General features: G+C 60.9%; 17 protein-coding genes and 2 tRNA genes. 9 read left to right on the top strand and 10 right to left on the bottom strand.

Annotated features, from left to right (window positions below; all coding sequences use genetic code 11):
* Nucleotides 1–30: 30 nt before the first annotated feature.
* The gene (locus C9990_RS05555) at nt 31–1,311 is read right to left on the bottom strand and encodes a HAMP domain-containing sensor histidine kinase (RefSeq protein WP_065908733.1); all 1,281 of its coding nucleotides are present in this window, start codon (nt 1,309–1,311) and stop codon (nt 31–33) included.
* A complete protein-coding gene (gene colR / locus C9990_RS05550) occupies nt 1,301–1,984 on the bottom strand; it encodes a two-component system response regulator ColR (protein WP_003175870.1) in 684 nt (227 codons plus the stop codon). The genes C9990_RS05555 and colR overlap by 11 nt, the downstream gene beginning before the upstream one ends.
* A 201-nt stretch (nt 1,985–2,185) precedes the next feature.
* Between colR and C9990_RS05545 the strand changes: the two genes are divergently transcribed.
* Nucleotides 2,186–4,135 carry an LTA synthase family protein gene (locus C9990_RS05545; RefSeq protein ID WP_106802714.1) on the top strand — a complete coding sequence of 650 codons (1,950 nt, stop codon included), beginning with the start codon at nt 2,186–2,188 and terminating at the stop codon, nt 4,133–4,135.
* A 168-nt stretch (nt 4,136–4,303) separates the two neighbouring features.
* Here the strand turns inward: C9990_RS05545 and groL are convergent, their stop codons facing one another.
* The 5 genes from groL to C9990_RS05520 form a co-directional block, all read right to left on the bottom strand.
* A complete protein-coding gene (groL, locus tag C9990_RS05540; RefSeq protein ID WP_034109202.1) occupies nt 4,304–5,950 on the bottom strand; it encodes a chaperonin GroEL in 1,647 nt (548 codons plus the stop codon).
* 50 nt (nt 5,951–6,000) lie between these two features.
* The gene (gene groES, locus C9990_RS05535) at nt 6,001–6,297 is read right to left on the bottom strand and encodes a co-chaperone GroES (protein WP_003175874.1); all 297 of its coding nucleotides are present in this window, start codon (nt 6,295–6,297) and stop codon (nt 6,001–6,003) included.
* A 248-nt stretch (nt 6,298–6,545) separates the two neighbouring features.
* Nucleotides 6,546–7,022, bottom strand: coding sequence for an FxsA family protein (locus C9990_RS05530; protein ID WP_016971150.1), 477 nt, complete (start codon nt 7,020–7,022; stop codon nt 6,546–6,548).
* A gap of 66 nt (nt 7,023–7,088) precedes the next feature.
* Nucleotides 7,089–7,820 carry a HugZ family protein gene (locus C9990_RS05525; RefSeq protein WP_106802713.1) on the bottom strand — a complete coding sequence of 244 codons (732 nt, stop codon included), beginning with the start codon at nt 7,818–7,820 and terminating at the stop codon, nt 7,089–7,091.
* A gap of 106 nt (nt 7,821–7,926) precedes the next feature.
* Nucleotides 7,927–8,934: a DUF481 domain-containing protein gene (locus C9990_RS05520; protein ID WP_065908728.1), complete on the bottom strand. Its 1,008-nt coding sequence runs from the start codon at nt 8,932–8,934 to the stop codon at nt 7,927–7,929.
* Between the two features lie 192 nt (nt 8,935–9,126).
* Here C9990_RS05520 and C9990_RS05515 point away from each other — a divergent pair, with 192 nt between their 5' ends.
* The 4 genes from C9990_RS05515 to C9990_RS05500 all read left to right on the top strand — a co-directional run bounded on the left by C9990_RS05515 (nt 9,127) and on the right by C9990_RS05500 (nt 13,914).
* On the top strand, nt 9,127–9,441 hold the full coding sequence (locus tag C9990_RS05515; RefSeq protein ID WP_207200899.1) for an MGMT family protein: 315 nt from the start codon (nt 9,127–9,129) through the stop codon (nt 9,439–9,441).
* A gap of 43 nt (nt 9,442–9,484) precedes the next feature.
* Nucleotides 9,485–11,017: an AmpG family muropeptide MFS transporter gene (locus C9990_RS05510; RefSeq protein ID WP_065908726.1), complete on the top strand. Its 1,533-nt coding sequence runs from the start codon at nt 9,485–9,487 to the stop codon at nt 11,015–11,017.
* 207 nt (nt 11,018–11,224) lie between these two features.
* Entirely contained in the window at nt 11,225–12,940 is a 1,716-nt protein-coding gene (locus C9990_RS05505) for a proline--tRNA ligase (RefSeq protein WP_106802712.1), read from the top strand.
* Between the two features lie 20 nt (nt 12,941–12,960).
* A complete protein-coding gene (locus tag C9990_RS05500; RefSeq protein ID WP_106802711.1) occupies nt 12,961–13,914 on the top strand; it encodes a hypothetical protein in 954 nt (317 codons plus the stop codon).
* A gap of 42 nt (nt 13,915–13,956) precedes the next feature.
* Here the strand turns inward: C9990_RS05500 and dinB are convergent, their stop codons facing one another.
* On the bottom strand, nt 13,957–15,018 hold the full coding sequence (dinB, locus tag C9990_RS05495; protein ID WP_065908723.1) for a DNA polymerase IV: 1,062 nt from the start codon (nt 15,016–15,018) through the stop codon (nt 13,957–13,959).
* 279 nt (nt 15,019–15,297) lie between these two features.
* Here dinB and C9990_RS05490 point away from each other — a divergent pair.
* The 4 genes from C9990_RS05490 (at nt 15,298) to C9990_RS05475 (ending at nt 19,901) form a co-directional block, all read left to right on the top strand.
* Nucleotides 15,298–15,374: transfer RNA gene (locus C9990_RS05490), tRNA-Met, on the top strand.
* A 243-nt stretch (nt 15,375–15,617) separates the two neighbouring features.
* Nucleotides 15,618–15,694, top strand: a tRNA-Met gene (locus C9990_RS05485).
* A 278-nt stretch (nt 15,695–15,972) separates the two neighbouring features.
* On the top strand, nt 15,973–18,615 hold the full coding sequence (gene mprF / locus C9990_RS05480; protein ID WP_106802710.1) for a bifunctional lysylphosphatidylglycerol flippase/synthetase MprF: 2,643 nt from the start codon (nt 15,973–15,975) through the stop codon (nt 18,613–18,615).
* Nucleotides 18,615–19,901, top strand: coding sequence for a virulence factor family protein (locus C9990_RS05475; protein ID WP_065908719.1), 1,287 nt, complete (start codon nt 18,615–18,617; stop codon nt 19,899–19,901). Before mprF ends, C9990_RS05475 begins: the two co-directional genes overlap by 1 nt.
* Before the next feature lie 149 nt (nt 19,902–20,050).
* Here C9990_RS05475 and recJ read toward each other — a convergent pair whose 3' ends face one another.
* Together recJ and C9990_RS05465 are read right to left on the bottom strand one after the other, a co-directional pair.
* On the bottom strand, nt 20,051–21,760 hold the full coding sequence (gene recJ / locus C9990_RS05470) for a single-stranded-DNA-specific exonuclease RecJ (RefSeq protein ID WP_065908717.1): 1,710 nt from the start codon (nt 21,758–21,760) through the stop codon (nt 20,051–20,053).
* A gap of 189 nt (nt 21,761–21,949) precedes the next feature.
* Nucleotides 21,950–22,492 carry a YaeQ family protein gene (locus tag C9990_RS05465; RefSeq protein ID WP_032858231.1) on the bottom strand — a complete coding sequence of 181 codons (543 nt, stop codon included), beginning with the start codon at nt 22,490–22,492 and terminating at the stop codon, nt 21,950–21,952.
* Nucleotides 22,493–22,590: the final 98 nt, after the last annotated feature.

Here is a 22,590-nt window from a genome sequence, read left to right as displayed (position 1 = left end):
ACTTCGGCAGGATAGCGGCAGGGGATGGGATCAGGGTTTGACCTGACTCAATTCGACATGAAAGCGGCAGCCATTCGGCTCCATGGTGCTCAGGCTGACGCTCCAGCCCTGGTTCTCGCAGATGCGCTGCACCAGCGACAGACCCAGGCCCAGGCCATCGCCGCGCTTTTCGTTGCCGCGCACAAAAGGCTCGAACATGGCTTCGCGCTTGTCTTCAGGGATGCCCACGCCGGTGTCCTCGACCACGAAGCCACTCGGCTCCAGGGTCAGGCGGATGAACCCCTGCTCGGTGTAGTGCAAGGCATTGCGCAGCAGGTTGCCCATCACCGCATGCAGGAAGGTAGCGTTGTAGCGCGTGTCCAGCGGGTTGCCGCGCTGATAGATCAACTCCAGGCCCTTGCGCTCGATGGGTTCGCGCCAGATACCGAGCAAGTCGTCGGCGACCTGCTCCAGGCTGACCTGCGGCGACATGGTGCCATCGTCATGCTCGGCACGGGCCAGCATCAGGAAGGTCTGCACCAGTTCGCGCATTTCCTCACAAGCCCGGGCGATGCGCTCAACCTGATTGCGCCCGCGCTGATCGATGGCCGGGTTTTCCAGCAACAATTCGCAAGAACTGGCCAGCACCATCAAGGGCGTGCGCAATTCGTGACTGACATCGCTGGTAAACAACTGCTCGCGGGACAACGCCTGGCGCAGACGCCCCAAGGTGGCATCGAAGGCCACGGCCAACTCACCGACTTCATCGGCCGCGTAGTCCGGCGCCAGCGGCGGCGCCAGACCGAGTAACTGATCGCGATGTCGCACCTGGCGGGCCAGGCGCACCACCGGCGCCATCACCTTGCGGGCCAGCACCCAGCCGAGGAATACCGCCAGCGCCAGGCTGAGCACGAAGCCCACCAGCACCACCGCAAACAATACGCGCTCACGCTCTTCGAAATCGCTCTGATCCTGCAGCAACACATAGCGCCGGCCATCGACCACTTCGACCATGGCGTGGTACGACAGCGCCTCACGAAACACCTCGTGAAAGCCCGGTTCCAGATGCCGCAGGTCCTTGGGCAATTCGAAATCGCCCGGCCCGCCGCTGAAGTAAAACAGCTGGTCCGGTTCGGGTCGGTGCCGCCAATCTTCGACAGTGTCCATCAGCAACAGGCGTTGCAAGTCACCGCCGAGGCCTGCCGAAATCAATTTCTCTTCTACCAGGTGCACCGTAGCGACGATGCCCATGGCGAAGGCTCCCGCCACCAACGCGCTCATCAAGGCAAAGGCGATGATGATCCGCTGGGCAAGGCTTTGCTTAAACTCCATCTCGGCCCTCGGCCAGGCGATAGCCCACACCATGCACCGTCTGCAGCAACGGCTTGGCGAACGGCTTATCGATCACTTGGCGCAACTGGTGCACGTGGCTGCGCAGGCTGTCGCTGTCCGGGCAGTCATCGCCCCACAGCGCCTCTTCGAGGATTTCCCGGCGCAGTACATGCGGGCTCTTCTGCATCAGCACCGCGAGCAGTTTCAGGCCCACCGGGTTGAGCTTGAGCAGGCGCCCTTCGCGGGTCACTTCGAGGGTGTCGAGGTCGTAGCTCAGGTCACCCACTTGCAGGGCACGGCGACCGCCACCCTGGGCACGGCGCAGCACGGCTTCGATGCGCGCGGCCAATTCCGACAGGGCAAACGGTTTGAGCAGGTAGTCATCGGCGCCGGACTTGAAGCCCTGCAGCCGGTCATCCAACTGGTCACGGGCGGTGAGCATGATCACCGGCGTGTCGCGACGCGCGTCTTCGCGCAGGCGTTTGCACAAGGTGTAGCCATCAATGCCGGGCAGCATGATGTCGAGCACGATCAAGTCGTAATGTTCGGTGGCGGCCAGGTGCAGGCCCGACAGACCGTCCTGCGCACAGTCGACGGTATAGCCTTTTAGCCCCAGGTAATCCGCCAGGTTGGCCAGAATATCGCGGTTGTCTTCAACCAATAAAATTCGCATGGGCAGTGTCTCCGTACGCGGTAACGGCCGTGTTGGCTCGCGCAGCTTAAGGCCAAGTGTGGCTCAGGGATAGAGCTGAAAGGCCCGTCGATAAAGGTTTTCAACTGATTGATAGGCTGAACGAGTTTTTCACTATAGCTTCACAAACTGACTACAGTGTCAGGGCGAAGATCGCCCCCCATTGATATAAGGAACATAGACATGGGTTTTGTCAAAACAGCGCCAATGCGCTATTTGCTGTTGATAACCGGTGCCTGGTTAGTGGTATTCCTGCTCACGCGCAGCGTGCTGCTCATCGCTCACTTGGATGAAGTCGGCGGCAATCTGCTGCCGGTGTTTGGCGTGGGCCTGCTCTACGACCTGGGGTTCCTGGCCTATGCGGCACTGCCGTTGGGGCTGTATCTGCTGCTGTGCCCACCGGCCCTGTGGCGCCGCCGCGGCCACCGCTGGTTCCTGCAGGCGGTGCTCACCGTCAGCCTGTTTGCCATGCTGTTCACGTCGGCGGCCGAGTGGCTGTTCTGGGATGAGTTCGGCGTACGCTTCAACTTCATTGCCGTCGATTACCTGGTGTATTCCGATGAGGTGTTGAACAACCTGTTGGAGTCCTATCCGATCGGCAAACTGCTGAGCCTGCTGGCGATGCTTGCGATTGTCTTCAGTGTGGTGTTGCGCAAGCCGTTCAATGCCGCAATGAACGCGCCGCTGCCTGCGCTGCGTAGCCGTGTGGTGAATGCCTTGGCGCTGCTGGTTGTCGCCGGCCTCAGCCTGCAACTGATCAGCCAGGACAGCCCACGCACCCAGGGCGGCAACGCGTACAACAACGAGCTGGCGAGCAATGGCCCGTACCAGTTTTTCGCCGCCTTCCGCAACAACGAGCTGGACTATTCACAGTTCTACCAAAGCCTGCCCACCGAGGTGGTCGCCAAACAGTTGCGCGCGGAACTGAGTGAGCCCAACGCGCGCTTCATCGACCAGGACCCGCTGGATATCCGGCGCGCGATCACCAACCCTGGAACACCGCGCAAACCCAACATCGTGCTGGTGACCATCGAAAGCTTCAGCGCCAAATACATGGGCAGCAATGGCGATGGGCGCAACCTCACGCCCAACCTCGATGCGTTGCGTAAACAGAGCCTGTATTTCAGTAACTTCTATGCCACCGGCACCCGTACCGACCGTGGCCTGGAGGCGATCACCCTGGCGATTCCCCCCACGCCGGGCCGCTCGATCGTCAAGCGCATCGGCCGGGAAAGCGGCTTTGCCAGCCTCGGGCAACAACTCAGTGTAATTGGCTACGACAGTGTGTTTGTCTACGGCGGGCGGGGTTACTTCGACAACATGAACGCGTTTTTCAGCGGCAACGGTTATCGGGTGGTCGACCAGAGCAGCGTGCCCGAAGCGGACATTTCGTTTAAAAATGCCTGGGGCATGGCCGACGAAGACCTTTATCGCCAAACCCTGAAGCTGGCCGATGCCGATTACGCCAAGCAGCAACCGTTTTTGCTGCAACTGATGACCACCTCCAACCATCGCCCCTACACCTACCCGGATGGGCGCATCGATATCAAATCCGGCAATGGTCGCGACGGCGCGGTGAAGTACACCGACCATGCCATCGGCGAATTCCTCGAGGCGGCCCGGCAGAAGCCCTGGTTCGATAACACGATCTTTGTGTTCGTCGCCGACCACACGGCCGGCAGCGCCGGCAAGGAAGACCTGCCAATCAGCAACTACCAGATTCCGCTGTTTATCTATGCACCGAAGCTGATCGACGCCCGCGAAACCGCACAACTGGCCAGCCAGATCGACTTGGCGCCGACGCTGCTGGGGCTGATCAACCTGAGCTACGAATCTACCTTCTTTGGCCGCAACCTGTTGCAGGACAATCCACTGCCACCGCGGGTGGTGGTCGGCAACTACCAGCACCTGGGGCTATTTGATGGCCAGGACCTGGCGATTCTCAGCCCACGCCTGGGTTTGCGTCGTCACTATCAAGCCTTGGCGGCGAGCCAGGAAGTCCGGGTCGGCAGTGATGATCCATTGATCCAACGGGCGATCACCTACTATCAGGCCGCCAGTTATGGGTTCAAGCAACAATTGCTGAGCTGGAAGCCGCCGAAGCCAGCGGCGCCACAGTTGAGCGAACGCTGACCCCGCAGAAGCGGGCTGGCCTGCGATTGCAGTGTGACTGGCACACCTCTTGTCGCGGTCAAGCCCTCTCTCACCAGCAAGCATGAATCCAGACAACCCAGCCCCCATAAAAAAGCCCCGCCTGCATCACTGCAGGCGGGGCTTTTTCAGTACGGGGGTAAGGCTGGCTTACATCATGCCGCCCATGCCACCCATGCCGCCCATGTCTGGCATACCGCCGCCAGCCGAACCTTCAGCCTTCGGCTTGTCAGCAATCGCAACTTCGGTGGTCAGCAGCAGACCAGCGATCGAAGCGGCTGCCTGCAACGCGGAACGGGTCACTTTGGTTGGGTCCAGGATGCCCATTTCAACCATGTCGCCGTATTCGCTGGTTGCAGCGTTGTAACCGTAGTTACCTTTGCCGTTCTTCACTTCGTTGACCACAACACTTGGCTCGTCGCCGCTGTTGGAAGCGATCTGACGCAGTGGGGATTCAACGGCGCGACGCAGAACAGCGATACCGACGTTCTGGTCAGCATTGTCGCCTTTGAGGTCAACCAGCGCTTCCAGAGCACGGATCAGCGCAACGCCACCGCCAGGTACCACGCCTTCTTCGACGGCTGCGCGGGTTGCGTGCAGGGCGTCTTCAACGCGGGCTTTCTTCTCTTTCATTTCAACTTCGGAACCAGCGCCAACCTTGATCACTGCAACGCCGCCGGACAGCTTGGCCAGACGCTCTTGCAGTTTTTCGCGGTCGTAGTCCGAGGAAGTTTCGGCAACCTGGGCGCGGATCTGGTTGATACGCGACTGGATGTCGCCGTCAACGCCAGCACCGTCAACGATGATGGTGTTTTCCTTGGAGATGGTCACGCGCTTGGCGCTACCCAGGTTTTCCAGGGTGGCGCTTTCCAGGCTCAGGCCGATCTCTTCGGAGATAACGGTACCGCCGGTCAATACGGCGATGTCCTGCAGCATGGCCTTGCGACGGTCGCCGAAGCCTGGAGCCTTGACGGCTGCGACTTTAACGATGCCACGCATGTTGTTCACAACCAGCGTTGCCAGGGCTTCGCCTTCAACGTCTTCGGAAACGATCAGCAGTGGGCGGCCGGCTTTGGCAACGGCTTCCAGTACTGGCAGCATTTCGCGGATGTTGGAGATCTTTTTGTCGACCAGCAGGATCAGCGGGCTTTCCAGCTCGGCAACCATGGTTTCTGGCTTGTTGACGAAGTACGGGGACAGGTAGCCACGGTCGAACTGCATGCCTTCTACAACCGACAGTTCGTTTTCCAGGCCAGTGCCTTCTTCAACGGTGATCACGCCTTCTTTACCGACTTTTTCCATGGCTTCGGCAATGATGTCGCCGATGGAGCTGTCGGAGTTGGCGGAGATGGTGCCTACCTGAGCGATAGCCTTGGTGTCAGCGCATGGCTTGGACAGGTTTTTCAGCTCGGCAACAACGGCGATGGTGGCCTTGTCGATACCGCGCTTGAGGTCCATCGGGTTCATGCCGGCAGCGACGGCTTTCAGGCCTTCGTTGACGATCGACTGAGCCAGGACGGTAGCGGTGGTGGTGCCGTCGCCTGCGTCATCGTTGGCACGGGAGGCAACGTCTTTGACCAGCTGCGCGCCCATGTTTTCGAAACGGTCTTCGAGTTCGATTTCTTTAGCGACGGAAACGCCGTCCTTGGTGATGGTCGGAGCGCCGAAGCTCTTCTCGATGATCACGTTACGGCCTTTCGGGCCCAGGGTCGCTTTTACTGCGTCAGCCAGGATGTTGACACCGGTGAGCATTTTCTTACGGGCGGAATCGCCGAATTTAACTTCTTTAGCAGCCATGATCGATATTCCTTAAATACTTTGTAGTAACGGGAAAATGAGCGGGAAAATCAGTCTTCCAGAACAGCGAGAATCTCGTTCTCAGCCATTACCAGCAGGTCTTCGCCGTCGACTTTCACAGTGTTGCTGCCGGAGTAAGGACCAAATACAACCTTGTCACCGACTTTAACGGCCAGCGCACGTACATCACCGTTTTCCAGAGTCTTGCCTGGGCCTGCAGCGACGATCACACCGTGGTTGGCTTTTTCAGCAGCCGAACCTGGCAGAACGATACCGCCAGCGGTTTTCTTTTCTTCTTCGCTGCGACGGATAACGACGCGGTCGTGCAGAGGACGAAGCTTGCTCATTGTCGATCTCTCCTAATTGTGTTTTTCATCGGCCGGTATCGGTACCGGCGGGTTGTATTCCGGCTGTGCCGGTCGCGCCTCGCCAAGCAAGACGCGGAAGTCTGTCTGGTGTCGCCACCAGAAACCTTGCGGTGACCGTTACATAAGGGCGCATAAGCTTATTACAAGGGGCCGGGCAGGAAATTTTTTTGCATCTGCCCGCCTATAAATGCAACACGGCACCCGAAGGTGCCGTGGCAATGAAGCGGTTATTTACTGTCGCGGTGCTCGAACTCGCCTTCGATCACATCACCTTCGCGTCCCAGGGGTTGGCGCGGAGCCGGGCCACCACGAGGTTGCAGGTCATCGGCGAATGCACGCTGGCGAATCGCAGCTTCTTCGGCACGCTGGCGCATCTTGCCGGCCAGCAGCTTGCGGGTGACCGGCAGCAACATGACCAGGCCGACCACGTCGCTGATAAAGCCCGGCAGGATCAACAGGCCCCCCGCCAACGCCATCATCAGGCCTTCGAGCATGGTCTGGGCCGGCAACTCGCCGCGGTTCAGGCTTTCACGCGCACGCAGTGCCGTGGCCAGGCCGGCGACACGCAGCACCAGAACGCCGAGCATCGAGCCGAGAATGATCAGCAGCAGGGCCGGGAAAAAGCCGATTGCACTGCTGACTTGTACGAATACGAACAGCTCCAACACCGGGAACAGCAGAAAGAGCAACAAAAAAGGGCGCATCAAATGGTTCCTCAACGCAAGAATGCCTTGCCAGTCCACCTTAGATGACGTCGCCATTTCGTGAATTCAAGCGTCAGCGGTGGCTTTTTTCGGCCAGACCTCGGCATGGGCCAATGAAACCAGGGCTTCGCGTACTTGTGTCGGCGTGTTGCAAGACGTTGCGAAAGACAACCAATGCAGCGATTGACCAATACGCAGGTGCATGCCTTCGCTGTCGATACCGGCCAATTGCGCAGGCTCGAAGGTGGGCAAGCCGGTCAGGGCGACGTAGTGGGCGATGGCCTTGGTGTGATCGCTGTTCATGTGCTCGATCATGCTGCGCTCGGCCTTGCCCGCGAACGGATTGGCCAGGGTCAGCTGGTCGACCCAATGAATCGCGCCAAAGCCCCCTATATAACGGTGGCGCACAGGCTTGAGCACCCAGAAGTCGAAATCGTGGGCCTTGTGATAGTTGGCCGAATCGGGGAAGTAGCGATAATAACGCTCGGCGGCCGCCTCGATGGCAGCGCCGTCTTCAAGTTTCTCGGCTTCGGCCAGGTAAGTCAGGCGCCCCACTGCCTGCACATCGTCCGCTTCGCGCTCGCCGACCAGCAGCGAGCACTTGGGGTCTTTTTGCAGGTTATGGGTGTGCTGGGCGATGCGGCTGATCAGGATCAGCGGGCGGCCCTGCTCGTCCAGGCAATAGGGCACGACCGAACCGAAGGGAAAGCCGGGCATGGCCTTGGACAATGTGGAGAGAGCCCCACGGTATTCCTTGAGCAACAGCTCTCGGGCGTTCTTGGCAACGTGCGTGCTCAACGTATGACTCCTCGGGTATGCGGCCGCCCATAGCATATGGGAATGGATCTCAACACAAGGTAATCAATATCAGCAAAGGTTGCCAAGCGGGTTTTACGCGACCGGATTACCAGGCCACGCCGAAGCCTGCGGTGTAGCGGGTCTTGCTCAGGCTGCTTTCCGAGTCGCCGCTGATAATGTCGCGCTCGGCCTTGAGGTTGAGCGAGGCCCACTCGGTGACCTTGTAGCGCAGGCCTATTTCCGAATCCAGGGAATAGGCGGCCGGCCCGGACAGCGGCTTGCCCACCTCGCCGCTGGTGAAGAACTCGACCGTCTTGCCTACCAGGTAGCGGTTGTAGTTCCACTTCATGGCCAGGGAATAGAAGTTGTCCTTGCCGCCATCGGCGTATTCATAGTCGGTGCGGTTGACCAGCGAACCGAGGGAGAACGCGCCCAATTCGTCGTCCCAGAACTGATAGCCCGGGCCGGTACCGACAGTGCGTTGACGGGACAGGTCTTCGACCTTGTCGCGTTTGTAGGTCAGGCGGCCCTGCCAGAACCAGTGCTCGGTGATGAACCGATCGAGGTCGTATTCCAGCGCCCAGTTGTCGGTGGTGGTCACGTCGTCCTGGAACTCGCGGTTGTATTCGCCCTGCCCGGTATGACGCCACTGGCCATGCCGCGCGGTGGTCTTGAAGTCGACGTCGTAATCGTTGGTGTCCTTGTCGGCACGCTTGTAGTCCAGCGCCAGGTCGACATTGCCCTTCCACACCAGGTCTTCGATCACAGGCTTGGGCTTGATGATCTGCTGGATGCTCGCCAACTCGACGGTCTTGGGCGCTTCGCCATTGGCCAGAACCACCTTGCCATCGTCCGCCGCTTTCAGCGACTTGGCCTTCTCGCCGGTGTAGGCATCCTGCTTGACCAGCAGCTCCTGATCGCTTTCCAGGGTTTTCACCTGTTTCCAGTCGACCGGAATGGCGCCTGCGTAATCGGTCTGGATCAGCAATTTGCCACCGTCGAAGACCTTGATCTTGCCGGTCAGGCGGTCACCGTTCTTCAACCAGACGGTATCGGCCAGCAAGGGCGAGGAGGCGCTGAAAACAGCGAGGCACAGCAGGGTTCTGGACAACATAAGCAAGTAAGGGGCTCAAGGTTGGCGAAAAGGGGCACTTATCGTGTTAGATAGCTAGGACTGACTCAAGGATTCAGGTTGAGTTCCATGCTCATCGCCATGTTCTCAGACGTTTCTTACAGATAGACCGCCACTCCCTACGGATAGACCCCAGTGAATCCAACCGCCGAAACGCCGCAAAGCCCCGCCGAAATGCGCCGCACCGCGCTGTACCTGACATTGGCGCAGGTCCCGCCAGGTTGCGTGGTGAGTTACGGCGAGTTGGCGCACTTGGCCGGCCTGGGGCGCGCGGCGCGCTGGGTGGGGCGCACCCTGAGCCAGCTTCCCGAGGACACCAAACTGCCCTGGCATCGTGTGCTGGGTGCCGGTGGTCGGATAAGTCTGCCCGTGGGCAGTGCCTCGGGCGACGAACAACGCGCGCGTTTGCGCGATGAAGGCATCACAGTCCGCAACAATCGCGTGGATATTCAGCGCCATGGCTGGCGCCCGGTAGAGCACAGCGGTTAGAGTGCGCGCTTTGTTTCCGTGAATCTGAGGCAGACTCCAGCCCATGCCCCGTAAAACCTGGCGCGCCGCGCTCGCCGCCTATGCCAGCCCCTCGACGTTAGTCCTGTTGTTGCTCGGCTTTGCCGCCGGCTTGCCTTACATGTTGGTGTTCTCGACGCTTTCGGTGTGGTTGCGTGAGGCCGGTGTGGCCCGCGAGACCATCGGCTATGCGAGCCTGATCGGCCTGGCATACGCCTTCAAATGGGTGTGGTCGCCGCTGCTCGACCAATGGCGCCTGCCGCTGCTCGGTAAACTCGGACGTCGTCGTTCCTGGCTGGTGCTGGCCCAGTCGCTGGTGATCCTCGGATTGATCGGCATGGGGTTCTGCGACCCGCAGAAACACCTGTCCTGGCTGATCGCCATTGCGGTAATCGTGGCCTTTGCCTCGGCGACGCAAGACATCGCAGTCGACGCCTACCGCCTGGAAATCGCCGACGACAGCCGCCAGGCCGCCCTCGCTGCCAGCTATATGTCCGGCTACCGGATCGCCGCCCTGCTGGCCACGGCCGGCGCGCTGTTTTTTGCCGAAGGCTTCGGTTCCACCGGTTTCAACTATAAGCACTCGGCATGGACCGGTACCTATGTGCTGTTCGGCGTGCTGATGATCCCGGCACTGCTGACCACCCTGTTCATGCGCGAACCCAATGTGCCATTGCGCACCCAGCTGCAGGCCGGGCGCTACAGCTTCGTGCATCAACTGGTGTCGGTGTTCGTACTGATCGTGCTGCTGGTGTCGGTGCCCGCGATGTTTACCCAGCTGTACAACACCGACTTTGCCAGCGTGCTGTTCCACGGCATGAGCCTGTGGGAACTGCTGATGGAAGACCGCGCCTTCCTGCGCGCCATCCTCTATATCACCCTTACCGCCCTGTGCCTCTCGGCCATGGGTCGGCGTGGCCTGGCGCCGGTGCTGACGCCGGTCAACGACTTTATCCTGCGTTACCGCTGGCAGGCCTTGCTGCTGCTGGGGCTGATTGCCACCTACCGGATGTCAGACACGGTGATGGGCGTGATGGCCAACGTGTTCTACATCGACCAGGGCTTCACCAAGGACCAGATCGCCGGGGTCAGCAAGATCTTCGGCCTGATCATGACCCTGCTCGGCGCCGGCATGGGCGGCCTGCTGATTGTGCGCTTCGGCATCCTGCCGATCCTGTTCATCGGCGGCGTGGCGTCGGCCGGCACCAACCTGTTGTTCGTCGCACTCGCGGACATGGGCCCGGACCTGCAGATGTTGATTTTTACCATCTCCCTGGACAACTTCAGTTCAGGGCTGGCGACGTCGGCCTTCGTCGCGTACCTGTCGAGCCTGACCAACCTGAAGTTCTCCGCCACGCAGTACGCGCTGCTCAGCTCGATCATGCTGTTGCTGCCGCGCCTGATCGGTGGGTACTCGGGGGTGATGGTGGAGAAGTTCGGGTATCACAATTTCTTCTTGATCACCTGCCTGCTGGGTGTGCCGACGCTGTTCCTGATTGCGCTGCACTGGTTTCAGGAGAATCGGCGGATTCGGTTGAATCCTCCGGCCGAGGACTGACACGACCGGTCACTGCGGGGGCTGGCTTGCCTGCGATGCGCACACCTTGGTCTACAGTGACAACGAGGTGATGCCAGCGCAGGCAAGCCAGCGCCTGCACAAAGGCTTTAACAGAAGCCTCACCACGACCTGATGCCTGTACTCCAGCAGCAAGCGCCCGTACAATCCCAAGTCATTTCAAGTCCAAGCAACCGACAACGGCCTACCATGCGTACCAGTCAATATTTGCTCGCCACACAGAAAGAAACGCCTTCCGACGCGGTCGTGATCAGCCATCAGCTGATGCTGCGCGCCGGCATGATCCGCAAACTGGCCTCTGGCCTGTACACCTGGCTGCCCATGGGCTTGAAGGTGATGCGCAAGGTCGAAGCCATCGTTCGTGAAGAAATGAACGCCGCCGGCTCTCTGGAAGTGTTGATGCCGAGCACCCAACCGGCTGAGTTGTGGCAGGAATCCGGGCGCTGGGAAGAGTACGGTCCTGAGTTGCTGCGCTTCAAGGACCGTCATGGCCGCGACTTCTGCGCCGGCCCGACCCACGAAGAAGTGATCACCGACCTGATGCGCAACGAGCTGAGCAGCTACAAGCAGCTGCCGCTGAACCTGTATCAGATCCAGACCAAATTCCGTGACGAAATCCGCCCACGCTTCGGTTTGATGCGCGGCCGCGAATTCATCATGAAGGACGCCTATTCGTTCCACGCAGACCAGGCCTCCCTGCAGGTCACCTACGACCGCATGCACCAGGCCTACTGCAACGTGTTCACGCGCCTGGGCCTGAAGTTCCGCCCGGTTGAAGCGGACAACGGCTCCATCGGCGGCGCCGGCTCCCACGAATTCCACGTGCTGGCCGAGTCGGGCGAAGACGATATCGTCTTCAGCAATGGCTCCGACTACGCGGCGAACATCGAGAAAGCCGAAGCCGTGCCACGCGAAACTTCGCGCCCTGCACCGGCGCAAGAGCTGCGCCTGGTCGACACCCCGGACACCAAGACCATCGCGGCGCTGGTGGAAAAATTCAATCTGCCGATTGAAAAGACCATCAAGACCCTGATCGTGCGTGCCGAGGAAGAAGGCAAGCTGATCGCCCTGGTGATCCGTGGCGACCACGAACTCAACGAAATCAAGGCAGCCCAGCAACCTGGCGTAGCCAGCCCGCTGGTCATGGCCACCGATGCCGAACTGCGCGACGCGATTGGCGCCGGCGCCGGCTCCCTGGGCCCGCTGAACCTGCCGTTGCCGATCATCATCGACCGCTCGGTCGAGCTGATGAGCGACTTCGGTATCGGCGCGAACATCGACGACAAGCACTACTTCGGCGTGAACTGGGAGCGTGACCTGCCGGTTCCGACCGTGGCCGACCTGCGTAACGTGGTCGCCGGTGACCCAAGCCCGGACGGCAAGGGCACCCTGGAAATCAAGCGCGGCATCGAAGTTGGGCACATCTTCCAGCTGGGCAACAAGTACAGCAAGGCGATGAAGTGCGAAGTGCTGGGCGAGAACGGCAAGCCGATCACCCTGGACATGGGCTGCTACGGCATTGGCGTATCGCGCGTGGTTGCCGCTGCCATCGAGCAGAACAACGACGAGAAAGGCATCATCTGGAGCGACGCCCTGGCGCCTTTCCAGATCGCCCTGGTACCGCTGCGCTACGAAACCGAGCAAGTACGCGAGGCTACCGACAAACTGTACGCCGAACTGACCGCCGCCGGTTTTGAAGTACTGCTGGATGACCGCGACAAGAAAACCAGCCCGGGCATCAAGTTCGCCGACATGGAACTGATTGGCATCCCACACCGGATCGTGGTCAGTGACCGCGGCCTGGCCGATGGCAATCTGGAATACAAAAGCCGGACCGAAGCCGAAGCCCAACCGTTGCCGGTGGCTGACGTGCTGTCTTTCCTCCAGGCGCGTATTCGTCGCTGAAAACCAGATCAAGAGAAGTCATGTTCAAGCGAAACACCAGAGCCCTGGGGGGCGCCGCCTTGTGCGGCGCCCTGCTGGTCAGCGGCTGCGCCAACCAGATGTCGCAACGCAGTGAGCACGAGGAGCGGGTCGAGCGTAAATTGCTCGACCATAGCCTGCAGATCGATGTCGGCGAACCCAAAGTGCTGGAGCTGCCGCAACGCCGGGTCCGCATTCACGAGCAGAAGACCTTCGAGGTCACCGAGTTCGAAGTCACCCGTCGTTACGACCGCTACACCCCCTACCAGCCCTGGCGCAAACTCTACGAGATGCCCCTGGGCGCGGTTGCCCTGGTCGCCGGCGCGGGCGCCAACGTGGTGAATATCTTCGCCCTCGGCAACCTGCCGACCAGCATGACCCACGACTGGCTGACCTACGGCGTGGACGGCCTCAACCCGTTCATGAACGTGCAATCCCATGGCCGTGCGCAACAGAACCTTGCAGGCATCGATGAAGTCCAGCGCGACAAGCGCGTGGAGTATTCGAGCCTGCCCTGGAGCGAACGCCCGGTACAGGTGACTGCCGGCAAGCAGATCCATGAGCTGACCACCGACCGTAACGGCGTGCTGCGCCTGAACCTGTTGGACAGCCCGTTTGCCGAGCAGGACCTGAACCGTGTCACGACCTTGAAGATCAGCGTGGAAGATGGCCAGGACGACGTGCATTCCGACTCGTCCCTGGCAATCAGCAACACCCTGCGCGGCAAGTTGCTCGAAGCCCATGGCCTGATCTACGACGACCTGGAAGATGACGAAGTGAGCCAGTGGGTGCACCGCGTCAAACGCCTGTCGGAGCTGGGCCTGGAAGAAGAAGCCAGCGAACTGGAACAAAGCCTGATCGAACTGACACGCAATGATCCGGAGTTGCAGCAGGAGTTTCTGCAGGCGCTGACCAAGGATGCGGGGCGACTTGTCGCAGATCCTGGCGCACGCTGAACACCGTCCTGTAGGAGAACGGCTTGACGGTCTCCTGCAGGATTAACGGGTAAACAGTTCGAGCTGTTCGTTGCCGCCGCTCAGGTCCAGCAACCGCACACCAATCCCCAGCAACCGCACCGGCTTTGCACCGCGATTGAACGCCTGGGTCAACAGCTGTTGATAACTTTCCAGGTCCCGCCCTGCCCCGGCCTGCTCCAGGGTCGTCTGGGTAAAGTCATGAAACTTCACCTTCACAAATGGCTTGCCCGCCCGGTAGCTGCTGTCGATGCGCGCCATACGCCCGGTCAGGGTTTCCATCAGTTCGGGCAATTTGGCCAGGCAGCTTGAAAGGTCCGGTAGATCCACATCGTAGGTGTTTTCGACACTGATCGATTGCCGTCGGCTGTCATTCTGCACCGCGCGATCATCAATCCCACGGGCCAGGCTCCACAGTCGCTCGCCAAAACTGCCGAATTCGCGCACCAACGCCAGCTTGTTCCAGTCACGTAACTGCAGGCAGTCTTCGATACCCAGGCGCGCCAGCTTGTCGGCGGTGACCTTGCCCACGCCATGCAGCTTGCTCACCGGCAATTGCGAGACAAAATCTTCGACCTGGTCCGGGGTAATCACAAACAGGCCGTTGGGCTTTTTCCAATCGCTGGCAATCTTCGCCAGGAACTTGTTCGGTGCCACGCCGGCAGACACGGTGATGTGCAATTGGTTGGACACCCGCCGACGAATATCCTGGGCGATACGCGTGGCGCTGCCGCCGAAGTGAGGGCATTCGGAAACATCCAGGTAGGCCTCGTCCAGCGACAACGGCTCGATCAGGTCGGTGTAGTCACGAAAGATCGTCTGGATTTCCTTCGAGGCTTCTTTATAGGCCTCCATGCGCGGCTTGACGATGGTCAGGTCCGGGCACAGCTTCAAGGCATGGCGGGACGACATGGCCGAACGCACGCCGTAGGCCCGCGCCTCGTAGTTGCAGGTAGCGATCACCCCACGCCGGTCTGCCGAGCCGCCGACGGCCAGGGGCTTTTGCGCCAGGCTCGGGTCATCGCGCATCTCGATGGCGGCGTAGAAGCAATCACAGTCGACGTGGATGATTTTGCGTTGCGTCATATAAACAGAGGGTTGATTCAACGGATGGCCAGTATCGCATTCACCCCTGTATATAGCACCAGTAGTTTGAATCTTCCGCTTGAGCGGTAGGAAATTTCCCAGATGAATTTATTTTCTCAATCGAATTTCGCCTGCCGATAGAGCTGAAACCCTCGGCCAGACTGGCCCGGAGCGGCCCTGCCGGCCTGAATGGAGAGCTAACCGATTGAACCACAAGCGCTTTTCTTCGATTCACAGGTTGACACACTGGCGTTCCTCTGTAGAATGCCGACACACAGACGCGGGATGGAGCAGTCTGGTAGCTCGTCGGGCTCATAACCCGAAGGTCGTCGGTTCAAATCCGGCTCCCGCAACCAAACATCAAGAAAGGCTACTCGAAAGAGTGGCCTTTTTTGTGCGCGTCAGTTTTTCATGCCTGCGATCGCATGCGCTTCACCACGAACGGCTTGGCAGTCCGACGCAGGTCAAGCCTGCTCGCCATAAAATTCGTTTTCTATCGCGAACTTAGGTGGCTTGAGCGGCTGATTCACACTTATTTGACCCGTCGGCCCATTAACGGTTGACACCTCGCCGTTGGGCTGTAGAATGCCGCCCACAGACGCGGGATGGAGCAGTCTGGTAGCTCGTCGGGCTCATAACCCGAAGGTCGTCGGTTCAAATCCGGCTCCCGCAACCAAACATCAAAAAAGGCTACTCGAAAGAGTGGCCTTTTTTGTATCCGGTGAAAAAGTTCTTCTGAAACAATGGCATGGCATCTTTCATGAAACCGTACACGGTTTGTAGAGTCCATCTCATTGCAAGCTATGCTAAGACGCAAGTACTACCCTCTACGACCAATGGCCGCAGTCGCCCCACCCGGTGATACGCGTTAATATTTGTAATTATTTTGTCCATAGGGATTGGTAACTTGGCTGGATACCTCCATCCTGTCGCGCACAATCCACGAGGTGATTGATGCGCGCCAACTCGTCTGAACCACAAGACACCGTCACAGCAGAACAACCGATCGCTCCCACCCGTTTGCGCTGGCTGGATCTGTTGAGCAAATACCGGCAACCCATCGGGTTGGCTGTCACCCTGTTGCTGTTCGCAATTGCCTTGATCGCCTGCCGCCACTTGCTGCTGGAGCTGGACCTCTATGCCCTCCACGATTCGATCCTGGAAGTGCCCAGGCCCGCATTGCTCGGCGCATTTGCAGCGGCCGTCGTGGGTTTCATCATTCTGTTGGGCTATGAGTTTTCCGGCGCGCGCTACGCCGGGGTGAAACTGCCCGCCAAGACCCTGGCCCTGGGCGGCTTCACTGCGTTTGCCATCGGCAACGCCATCGGCCTGTCGATGCTCTCGGGCGGTTCGGTGCGCTACCGTTTATATGCACGTCATGGCATCGGCGCGTCGGAAGTCGCCCACATGACCGTGTTCGCCAGCCTGGCGCTGGGCTGCGCCCTGCCACCGTTGGCGGCATTGGCCACCTTGAGTAACCTGCCGGCCGCGTCGACCTATCTGCACCTGCCGCAAACCCTGCTCGGCGGCGTTGCCGGCGCCGTGCTGCTGCTGTCGGCCGTGCTGTGCATCGGCATTTATCGTCGCCGCCTGCCGGAACAGCCGTACCCCGACAACCTGCTGGTGAAAGCCGGCCGTCGCACCCTGCGCCTGCCTGGCCGGCGCCTGACCTTTCTGCAACTGATCATTACCGCACTGGATGTGGCCGCTGCTGCCACCGTCCTTTATATGCTGTTGCCGGAAGCACCGCCCTTCGGGCCCTTCCTGCTGGTGTACCTGCTGGCCCTGGCTGCCGGCGTGCTCAGCCATGTACCGGGTGGCGTGGGGGTGTTCGAAGCGATCCTGCTCGCGGCCTTTGCCGACAAGCTGGGCGCCGCGCCATTGGCTGCCGCACTGCTGCTGTATCGCATGATCTATGTGGTGCTGCCGTTGCTGATCGCCTGCGTGTTCCTGCTGGTCAATGAAGCGCAGCGCCTGTTCCAGACGCAACAAAGCCTGCGGGTGGCCTCGGGCCTGGCGGCACCGGTACTGGCCGTACTGGTTTTTTTGTCCGGCGTGGTCCTGCTGTTTTCCGGCGCCACGCCGGAAATCGACTCACGCCTGGAAAACATCGGCTTCCTGATTCCTCATCGCCTGATTGATGCCTCGCACTTTGGTGCCAGCCTGATCGGCGTGCTGTGCCTGCTGCTCGCCCAAGGCTTGCGTCGTCGCTTGTCGGCCGCCTGGATGCTGACCATGGTGCTGCTGCTGACGGGCGCCCTGCTCTCGCTGCTCAAAGGCTTCGACTGGGAAGAAGCCAGCTTGATGATCATGACGGCGGTGCTGCTGGCGATCTTCCGGCGCTCGTTCTACCGCGCCAGCCGCCTGACCGAACTGCCGTTCTCGCCGCTGTACCTGGTAGCCAGCGTCTGCGTGCTGGGGGCCTCGATCTGGCTGCTGCTGTTTGCCTATCAGGATGTGCCTTACAGCCACCAACTGTGGTGGCAGTTCACTCTGGATGCCAACGCCCCGCGCGGCCTGCGTTCGCTGCTCGGCGCCGCAGTCCTGCTGGTGATCGTATCGTTGACCTGGCTGCTGCGCACCGCGCGCCCGGTAATCCACCTGCCGACACCTGACGAGCTGGAGCGCGCCACCAAGATCCTGATGGCCTCCTCGCAACCAGACGGCGGCCTGGCGCTGACCGGTGACAAGGCGCTGCTGTTTCACCCCAACGACGAGGCTTTCCTGATGTATGCCCGTCGCGGGCGCAGCCTGGTGGCCCTGTACGACCCGATCGGCCCGACCCAGCCGCGCGCCGAAATGATCTGGCAGTTCCGCGACCTGTGCGACATCCACCACGCGCGCCCGGTGTTCTACCAGGTCCGCGCCGAGAACCTGCCGTACTACATGGACATCGGCCTGACCGCGATCAAGCTGGGTGAAGAAGCGCGTGTCGACCTCAAGCGCTTTGACCTGGAAGCCAAGGGCAAAGAGATGAAGGACCTGCGCTACACCTGGAACCGTGGCAGCCGTGACGGCCTGTCCCTGGAGATCCATGAACCCGGCACGGCCCCCATGGATGAACTCAAGGTCATCTCGGATGCCTGGCTGACCGGCAAGAACGTGCGGGAAAAGGGCTTTTCCCTGGGACGCTTCAGCGACGACTATCTCAAGCACTTTCGCATCGCGATCATTCGCTTCGAAGGGCGCCCGGTAGCCTTCGCCAACCTGCTCGAGACCTACAACCACGACCTGGCCAGTCTCGACCTGATGCGCGCCCACCCGGACGCGCCCAAGCTGACCATGGAGTTCATGATGGTCGGCCTGATTCAACATTATAAGAGTCACGGCTACGCCCGCTTCAGCCTCGGCATGGTGCCGTTGTCGGGCCTGCAACCGCGCCGGGGCGCCCCGCTGACCCAACGATTGGGCTCGATGGTGTTCCGCCGCGGCGAGCAACTGTATAACTTCCAAGGCTTGCGCCGCTTCAAAGACAAGTTCCAGCCTGACTGGGAACCCCGTTATATGGCCGTGCCCGCAGGACTCGATCCGCTGGTGGCACTGGCCGATACCGCCGCCCTGATCGCGGGCGGCTTGACTGGATTGGTGAAACGCTGATGATTCGACGCTCCTGGCGGTATGTATTGGCCTTTGTTGTGCTGCTCGCCCTGATCCTGGGTGGTGGCTATTGGTACTGGAACCGCCCTGCCCCACAGCCGACCCTGGAGCAACTGCCCCAGGCCGACGGTTCGGTCATGACCCGCGTAACCCCCGCCGGCACGGCAAAGGCCCGTGTGGCCGTGGCGGTGCTGGCCGACTCAACCCTGACCGACAGCCAACTGATCGCCCTGAGCCAGGGCGGCAAGGCGCAGATCGTCCAGGTGATCCTGCCCAAGGATGACTGCACGCTGCAGGAACAAGCGCTGCAAGGCGCCCTGGCCCAGCTCAAGGGCCCGGCGACCCTGGTCAGCGGTATCGGCCCGGGTGCCAGCCTGGCCTGGCGCTGGCTGGCGGCACAGAACGACGACAAGGCCAACGCCATCTCCGTCGGCTTTGCCATGACCCAGGAAGGCTGCAAGGACCCGCTGCCGAAAACGTCCGCACACGGCAGTTGGCTGGTGGCCTGGAACGACAACCCTGACGATGATGCGGCCAGTTTCGTACGCGACACACCGCGCGCCACTACCAGCATCAGCGACTACGACATCCATTACCCGCAAGTGCTGAACAACGAGTTGCGCAAGCAGTTGGTGGGTTCGGACAACGGCGGCCTGGCGATTCCCGTGGTGGAAGTACCCGCGGGCCAGGCCAAGGACACGGTGACGCTGTTCCTCTCCGGTGACGGCGGCTGGCGTGACCTGGACCGCGATGTGGCCGGCGAAATGGCCAAGATCGGCTACCCGGTGGTGGGCATCGACACCCTGCGCTACTACTGGCAGCACAAGACCCCGGAACAAAGCGCCAAGGACCTCACCGAGCTGATGCAGCACTACCGTCAGAAGTGGGGCACCAAGCGCTTCGTGCTGACCGGTTACTCGTTCGGCGCCGACGTGCTGCCGGCGATCTACAACCGCCTGCCGGAAAACGAGCAGCAGCGTGTGGACGCAATCATCCTGCTGGCGTTCGCCCGTACGGGCAGCTTTGAAATCGAAGTGGAAGGCTGGCTGGGCAATGCCGGCAAAGAAGCCGCGACCGGCCCGGAAATGGCCAAGCTGCCGGCGGATAAAGTGGTGTGCATCTACGGCGCCGAAGAAGTCGACGAGAGCGGCTGCACCGACAAGACTGCGGTGGGCGAGGCAGTGAAACTGCCGGGTGGGCATCACTTCGATGAGAACTACCCGGCGCTGGCTCAGCGCTTGGTGGACATCATTGTGAAGCACCAGGCCAAGGACAAAACCGAGTAGGTTCAGGCTGTACTCAAGCCCCAATGTCGATGGGGTTATGTGGGAGCTGGCTTGCCTGCGATAGGGGCGCCGCGATGTGACGGACACATCAGGGTGATGCTATCGCAGGCAAGCCAGCGCCCACATTTGCTTTACAGTGTGGGCGACCGCTAGCGCGGTTCGATATGCGCGATCATCAACTGCACGGTTTCCTGCCCACGGAACTCGTTCACGTCCAGCTTGTAGGCCAATTCCACCCAACGCACTGTCGGGTTCGGCCAGACCTCACGGTCCACCCCAAACGCAATGCCATCGAGCTTCACCGAGCCGCATTCGCTCTTGAGCACCACCTTCAGGTGCCGCTCCCCCACCACGCGCTGTTCTACCAGCTGAAACACCCCATGAAACAACGGCTCGGGAAAGTGCTGCCCCCACGGCCCGGCATGTCGCAAGGCGCGCGCCAGTTCGAGGTGAAACTCTTCAACCGCCAGGGTGCCGTCGGACAGCAGGCGCCCGGTAAGGTCTTCTTCACGCAGTTGCCGACGCACTTCAGCATCAAAGGCTTCGGCAAACAGTGGGAAATTCGCCTCGGGCAATGTCAGACCCGCCGCCATGGCGTGACCGCCGTATTTGGCGATCAGGTTGGGATGCTGGCTTGCGACCACCGCCAGGGCATCACGGATGTGGAAACCCGGCACCGAGCGCCCAGAGCCCTTGAGCAGGCCATCACCGGCGTCGGCGAAGGCGATGGTTGGGCGGAAGTAACGTTCCTTCATGCGCGACGCCAGAATCCCGATCACGCCCTGGTGCCACTCCGGGTCGAACAGGCACAACCCATAGGGCATCGACTCCACCGGCAGGTCCTTGAGCTGGGCCAGGGCCTCGCGCTGCATGCCTTGTTCGATGGATTTGCGGTCCTGGTTCATGCCGTCCAATTGCGCGGCCATTTCCCGCGCCGCCGCGAAATCAGTGGTGAGCAGGCATTCGATGCCCAGGCTCATGTCATCCAGGCGTCCAGCGGCGTTCAGGCGTGGCCCGAGGATAAAGCCGAGGTCGGTGGAGGTAATCCGCGCAGCATCGCGCTTGGCCACTTCGAGGATCGCCTTGATCCCCGGCCGCGCGCGACCGGCGCGAATACGCTCCAGGCCCTGATGCACGAGGATGCGGTTGTTGGCATCCAGGGGCACCACGTCGGCCACGCTGCCCAGGGCCACCAGGTCGAGCAGTTCGCCGATGTTCGGCTGGGGCTTGTTGTCGTACCAGCCCAGGCTGCGCAAACGCGCGCGCAGGGCCATCAGCACATAGAAGATCACGCCCACGCCGGCCAATGCCTTGCTCGGGAACTCACAGCCCGGCTGGTTCGGGTTGACGATGGCGTCCGCCGCCGGCAATTCATCCCCCGGCAAGTGGTGGTCGGTGACCAGTACCTGCAACCCCGCCGCCTTCGCCGCCGCCACGCCTTCGACGCTGGAGATGCCGTTGTCCACGGTGATCAGCAACTGCGGCTCCCGCTGCAGGGCCACCGCGACGATTTCCGGGGTCAGGCCATAGCCATATTCAAACCGGTTGGGCACCAGGTAGTCGACATGCGCCGCCCCGAGCAGACGCAAGCCAAGGGTGCCCACGGTGCTGGCGGTGGCGCCATCGGCGTCGAAGTCGCCCACGATCAGGATGCGCTGGCGCTGCTCCAATGCGGTCACCAGCAGGTCCACTGCCGCGTCGATGCCCTTGAGCTGCTGGTAGGGAATCAACCGCGCCAGACTTTTGTCCAGTTCAGCCTCGGACTGCACCCCGCGCGCGGCGTAGAGACGCGTCAACAGCGGTGGCAATTCACCGAGAAACGGCAGGACAGCAGGCAAGGGGCGAGGATCGATACGCATGGGGTGACGGAAGCTTCTCTTCTAGTACAACGGTTAAACAACAATGCTGAAAGCAACATGGATCAACTGTAGGAGCCGGCTTCTGTGGGAGCTGGCTTGCCTGCGATGCAGACACCTCGGTCTTTCAGCTATACCGAGGTGATGCATTCGCGAGCAAGCCCGCTCCCACACAACCCAGCGCCCACAGGTTCAGCCGCGCTCGCCGACCAGCCACTGCAGCTGCACTTCATGCTGGCCGCGATCATCGGTCACGAAGATCGTGCCTTCGCTGATCATCACGTCCCACTTGATCACGCGCGGCATGTCCTTGGCCAGGGTCTCGAGGACTTCCTGCGGCACCGCAGCGATGTGCACGTTCTTCAGGTTGTTGGCCACGGGCACCACTTTGCCTTCCCACACACGCAAGCTGCCGTAGGCCAGCAGGCTGGTGCGCTCGGTGCGACGCGAGCACCAGGTCAGGCGGTCGGCATCCGGCTGGCCGACTTCGATCCAGTGCAGGACGCGGTCATCCAGGCTTTTTTCCCACAGGGCTGGCTCGTCTACATCTGACAGGCCACGCCCGAACGACAACTGCTCGTTGTACCAGAGGGCGTAGGCCAGCAGACGCACGGTCATGCGCTCTTCGGTTTCCGAAGGGTGGCGGGCGATGGTCTGCTTGACGCTCTCGTACACCGAGCGGTCGAGGTCGGTGAGGTTGAGTTCGAATTTGTAGGTCGTGGACGGCTGGGCCATGAACGGACTTCTAGAGACAGGAAAAGGCGGCCAGTCTAACCGATGGCGAGGCCATTCAACGAATCCTGCGCTGCATCATCCTTATCCTTGGGCCGCTC

The organism is Pseudomonas sp. S5D5 (assembly GCF_003013355.1).
Classification (GTDB): Bacteria; Pseudomonadota; Gammaproteobacteria; order Pseudomonadales; family Pseudomonadaceae; genus Aquipseudomonas; species Aquipseudomonas aylmerensis.
The sequence above is the reverse complement of the archived record's forward strand: the minus strand, read 5'-3'. Positions and strand labels throughout refer to the sequence as shown.

What these genes read in the sequence shown, in the direction of transcription:
- C9990_RS05500 (WP_106802711.1), top strand. Translation starts at nt 12,961, where the DNA reads ATGTTCAAGCGAAACACCAGAGCCCTGGGGGGCGCCGCCTTGTGCGGC.
- C9990_RS05530 (WP_016971150.1), bottom strand. Translation starts at nt 7,022, where the DNA reads ATGCGCCCTTTTTTGTTGCTCTTTCTGCTGTTCCCGGTGTTGGAGCTG.
- C9990_RS05505 (WP_106802712.1), top strand. Translation starts at nt 11,225, where the DNA reads ATGCGTACCAGTCAATATTTGCTCGCCACACAGAAAGAAACGCCTTCC.
- C9990_RS05555 (WP_065908733.1), bottom strand. Translation starts at nt 1,311, where the DNA reads ATGGAGTTTAAGCAAAGCCTTGCCCAGCGGATCATCATCGCCTTTGCC.
- dinB (WP_065908723.1), bottom strand. Translation starts at nt 15,018, where the DNA reads ATGACGCAACGCAAAATCATCCACGTCGACTGTGATTGCTTCTACGCC.
- colR (WP_003175870.1), bottom strand. Translation starts at nt 1,984, where the DNA reads ATGCGAATTTTATTGGTTGAAGACAACCGCGATATTCTGGCCAACCTG.
- C9990_RS05465 (WP_032858231.1), bottom strand. Translation starts at nt 22,492, where the DNA reads ATGGCCCAGCCGTCCACGACCTACAAATTCGAACTCAACCTCACCGAC.
- C9990_RS05520 (WP_065908728.1), bottom strand. Translation starts at nt 8,934, where the DNA reads ATGTTGTCCAGAACCCTGCTGTGCCTCGCTGTTTTCAGCGCCTCCTCG.
- C9990_RS05545 (WP_106802714.1), top strand. Translation starts at nt 2,186, where the DNA reads ATGGGTTTTGTCAAAACAGCGCCAATGCGCTATTTGCTGTTGATAACC.
- C9990_RS05515 (WP_207200899.1), top strand. Translation starts at nt 9,127, where the DNA reads ATGCGCCGCACCGCGCTGTACCTGACATTGGCGCAGGTCCCGCCAGGT.
- recJ (WP_065908717.1), bottom strand. Translation starts at nt 21,760, where the DNA reads ATGCGTATCGATCCTCGCCCCTTGCCTGCTGTCCTGCCGTTTCTCGGT.
- mprF (WP_106802710.1), top strand. Translation starts at nt 15,973, where the DNA reads ATGCGCGCCAACTCGTCTGAACCACAAGACACCGTCACAGCAGAACAA.
- groES (WP_003175874.1), bottom strand. Translation starts at nt 6,297, where the DNA reads ATGAGCAAGCTTCGTCCTCTGCACGACCGCGTCGTTATCCGTCGCAGC.
- C9990_RS05475 (WP_065908719.1), top strand. Translation starts at nt 18,615, where the DNA reads ATGATTCGACGCTCCTGGCGGTATGTATTGGCCTTTGTTGTGCTGCTC.
- C9990_RS05510 (WP_065908726.1), top strand. Translation starts at nt 9,485, where the DNA reads ATGCCCCGTAAAACCTGGCGCGCCGCGCTCGCCGCCTATGCCAGCCCC.
- groL (WP_034109202.1), bottom strand. Translation starts at nt 5,950, where the DNA reads ATGGCTGCTAAAGAAGTTAAATTCGGCGATTCCGCCCGTAAGAAAATG.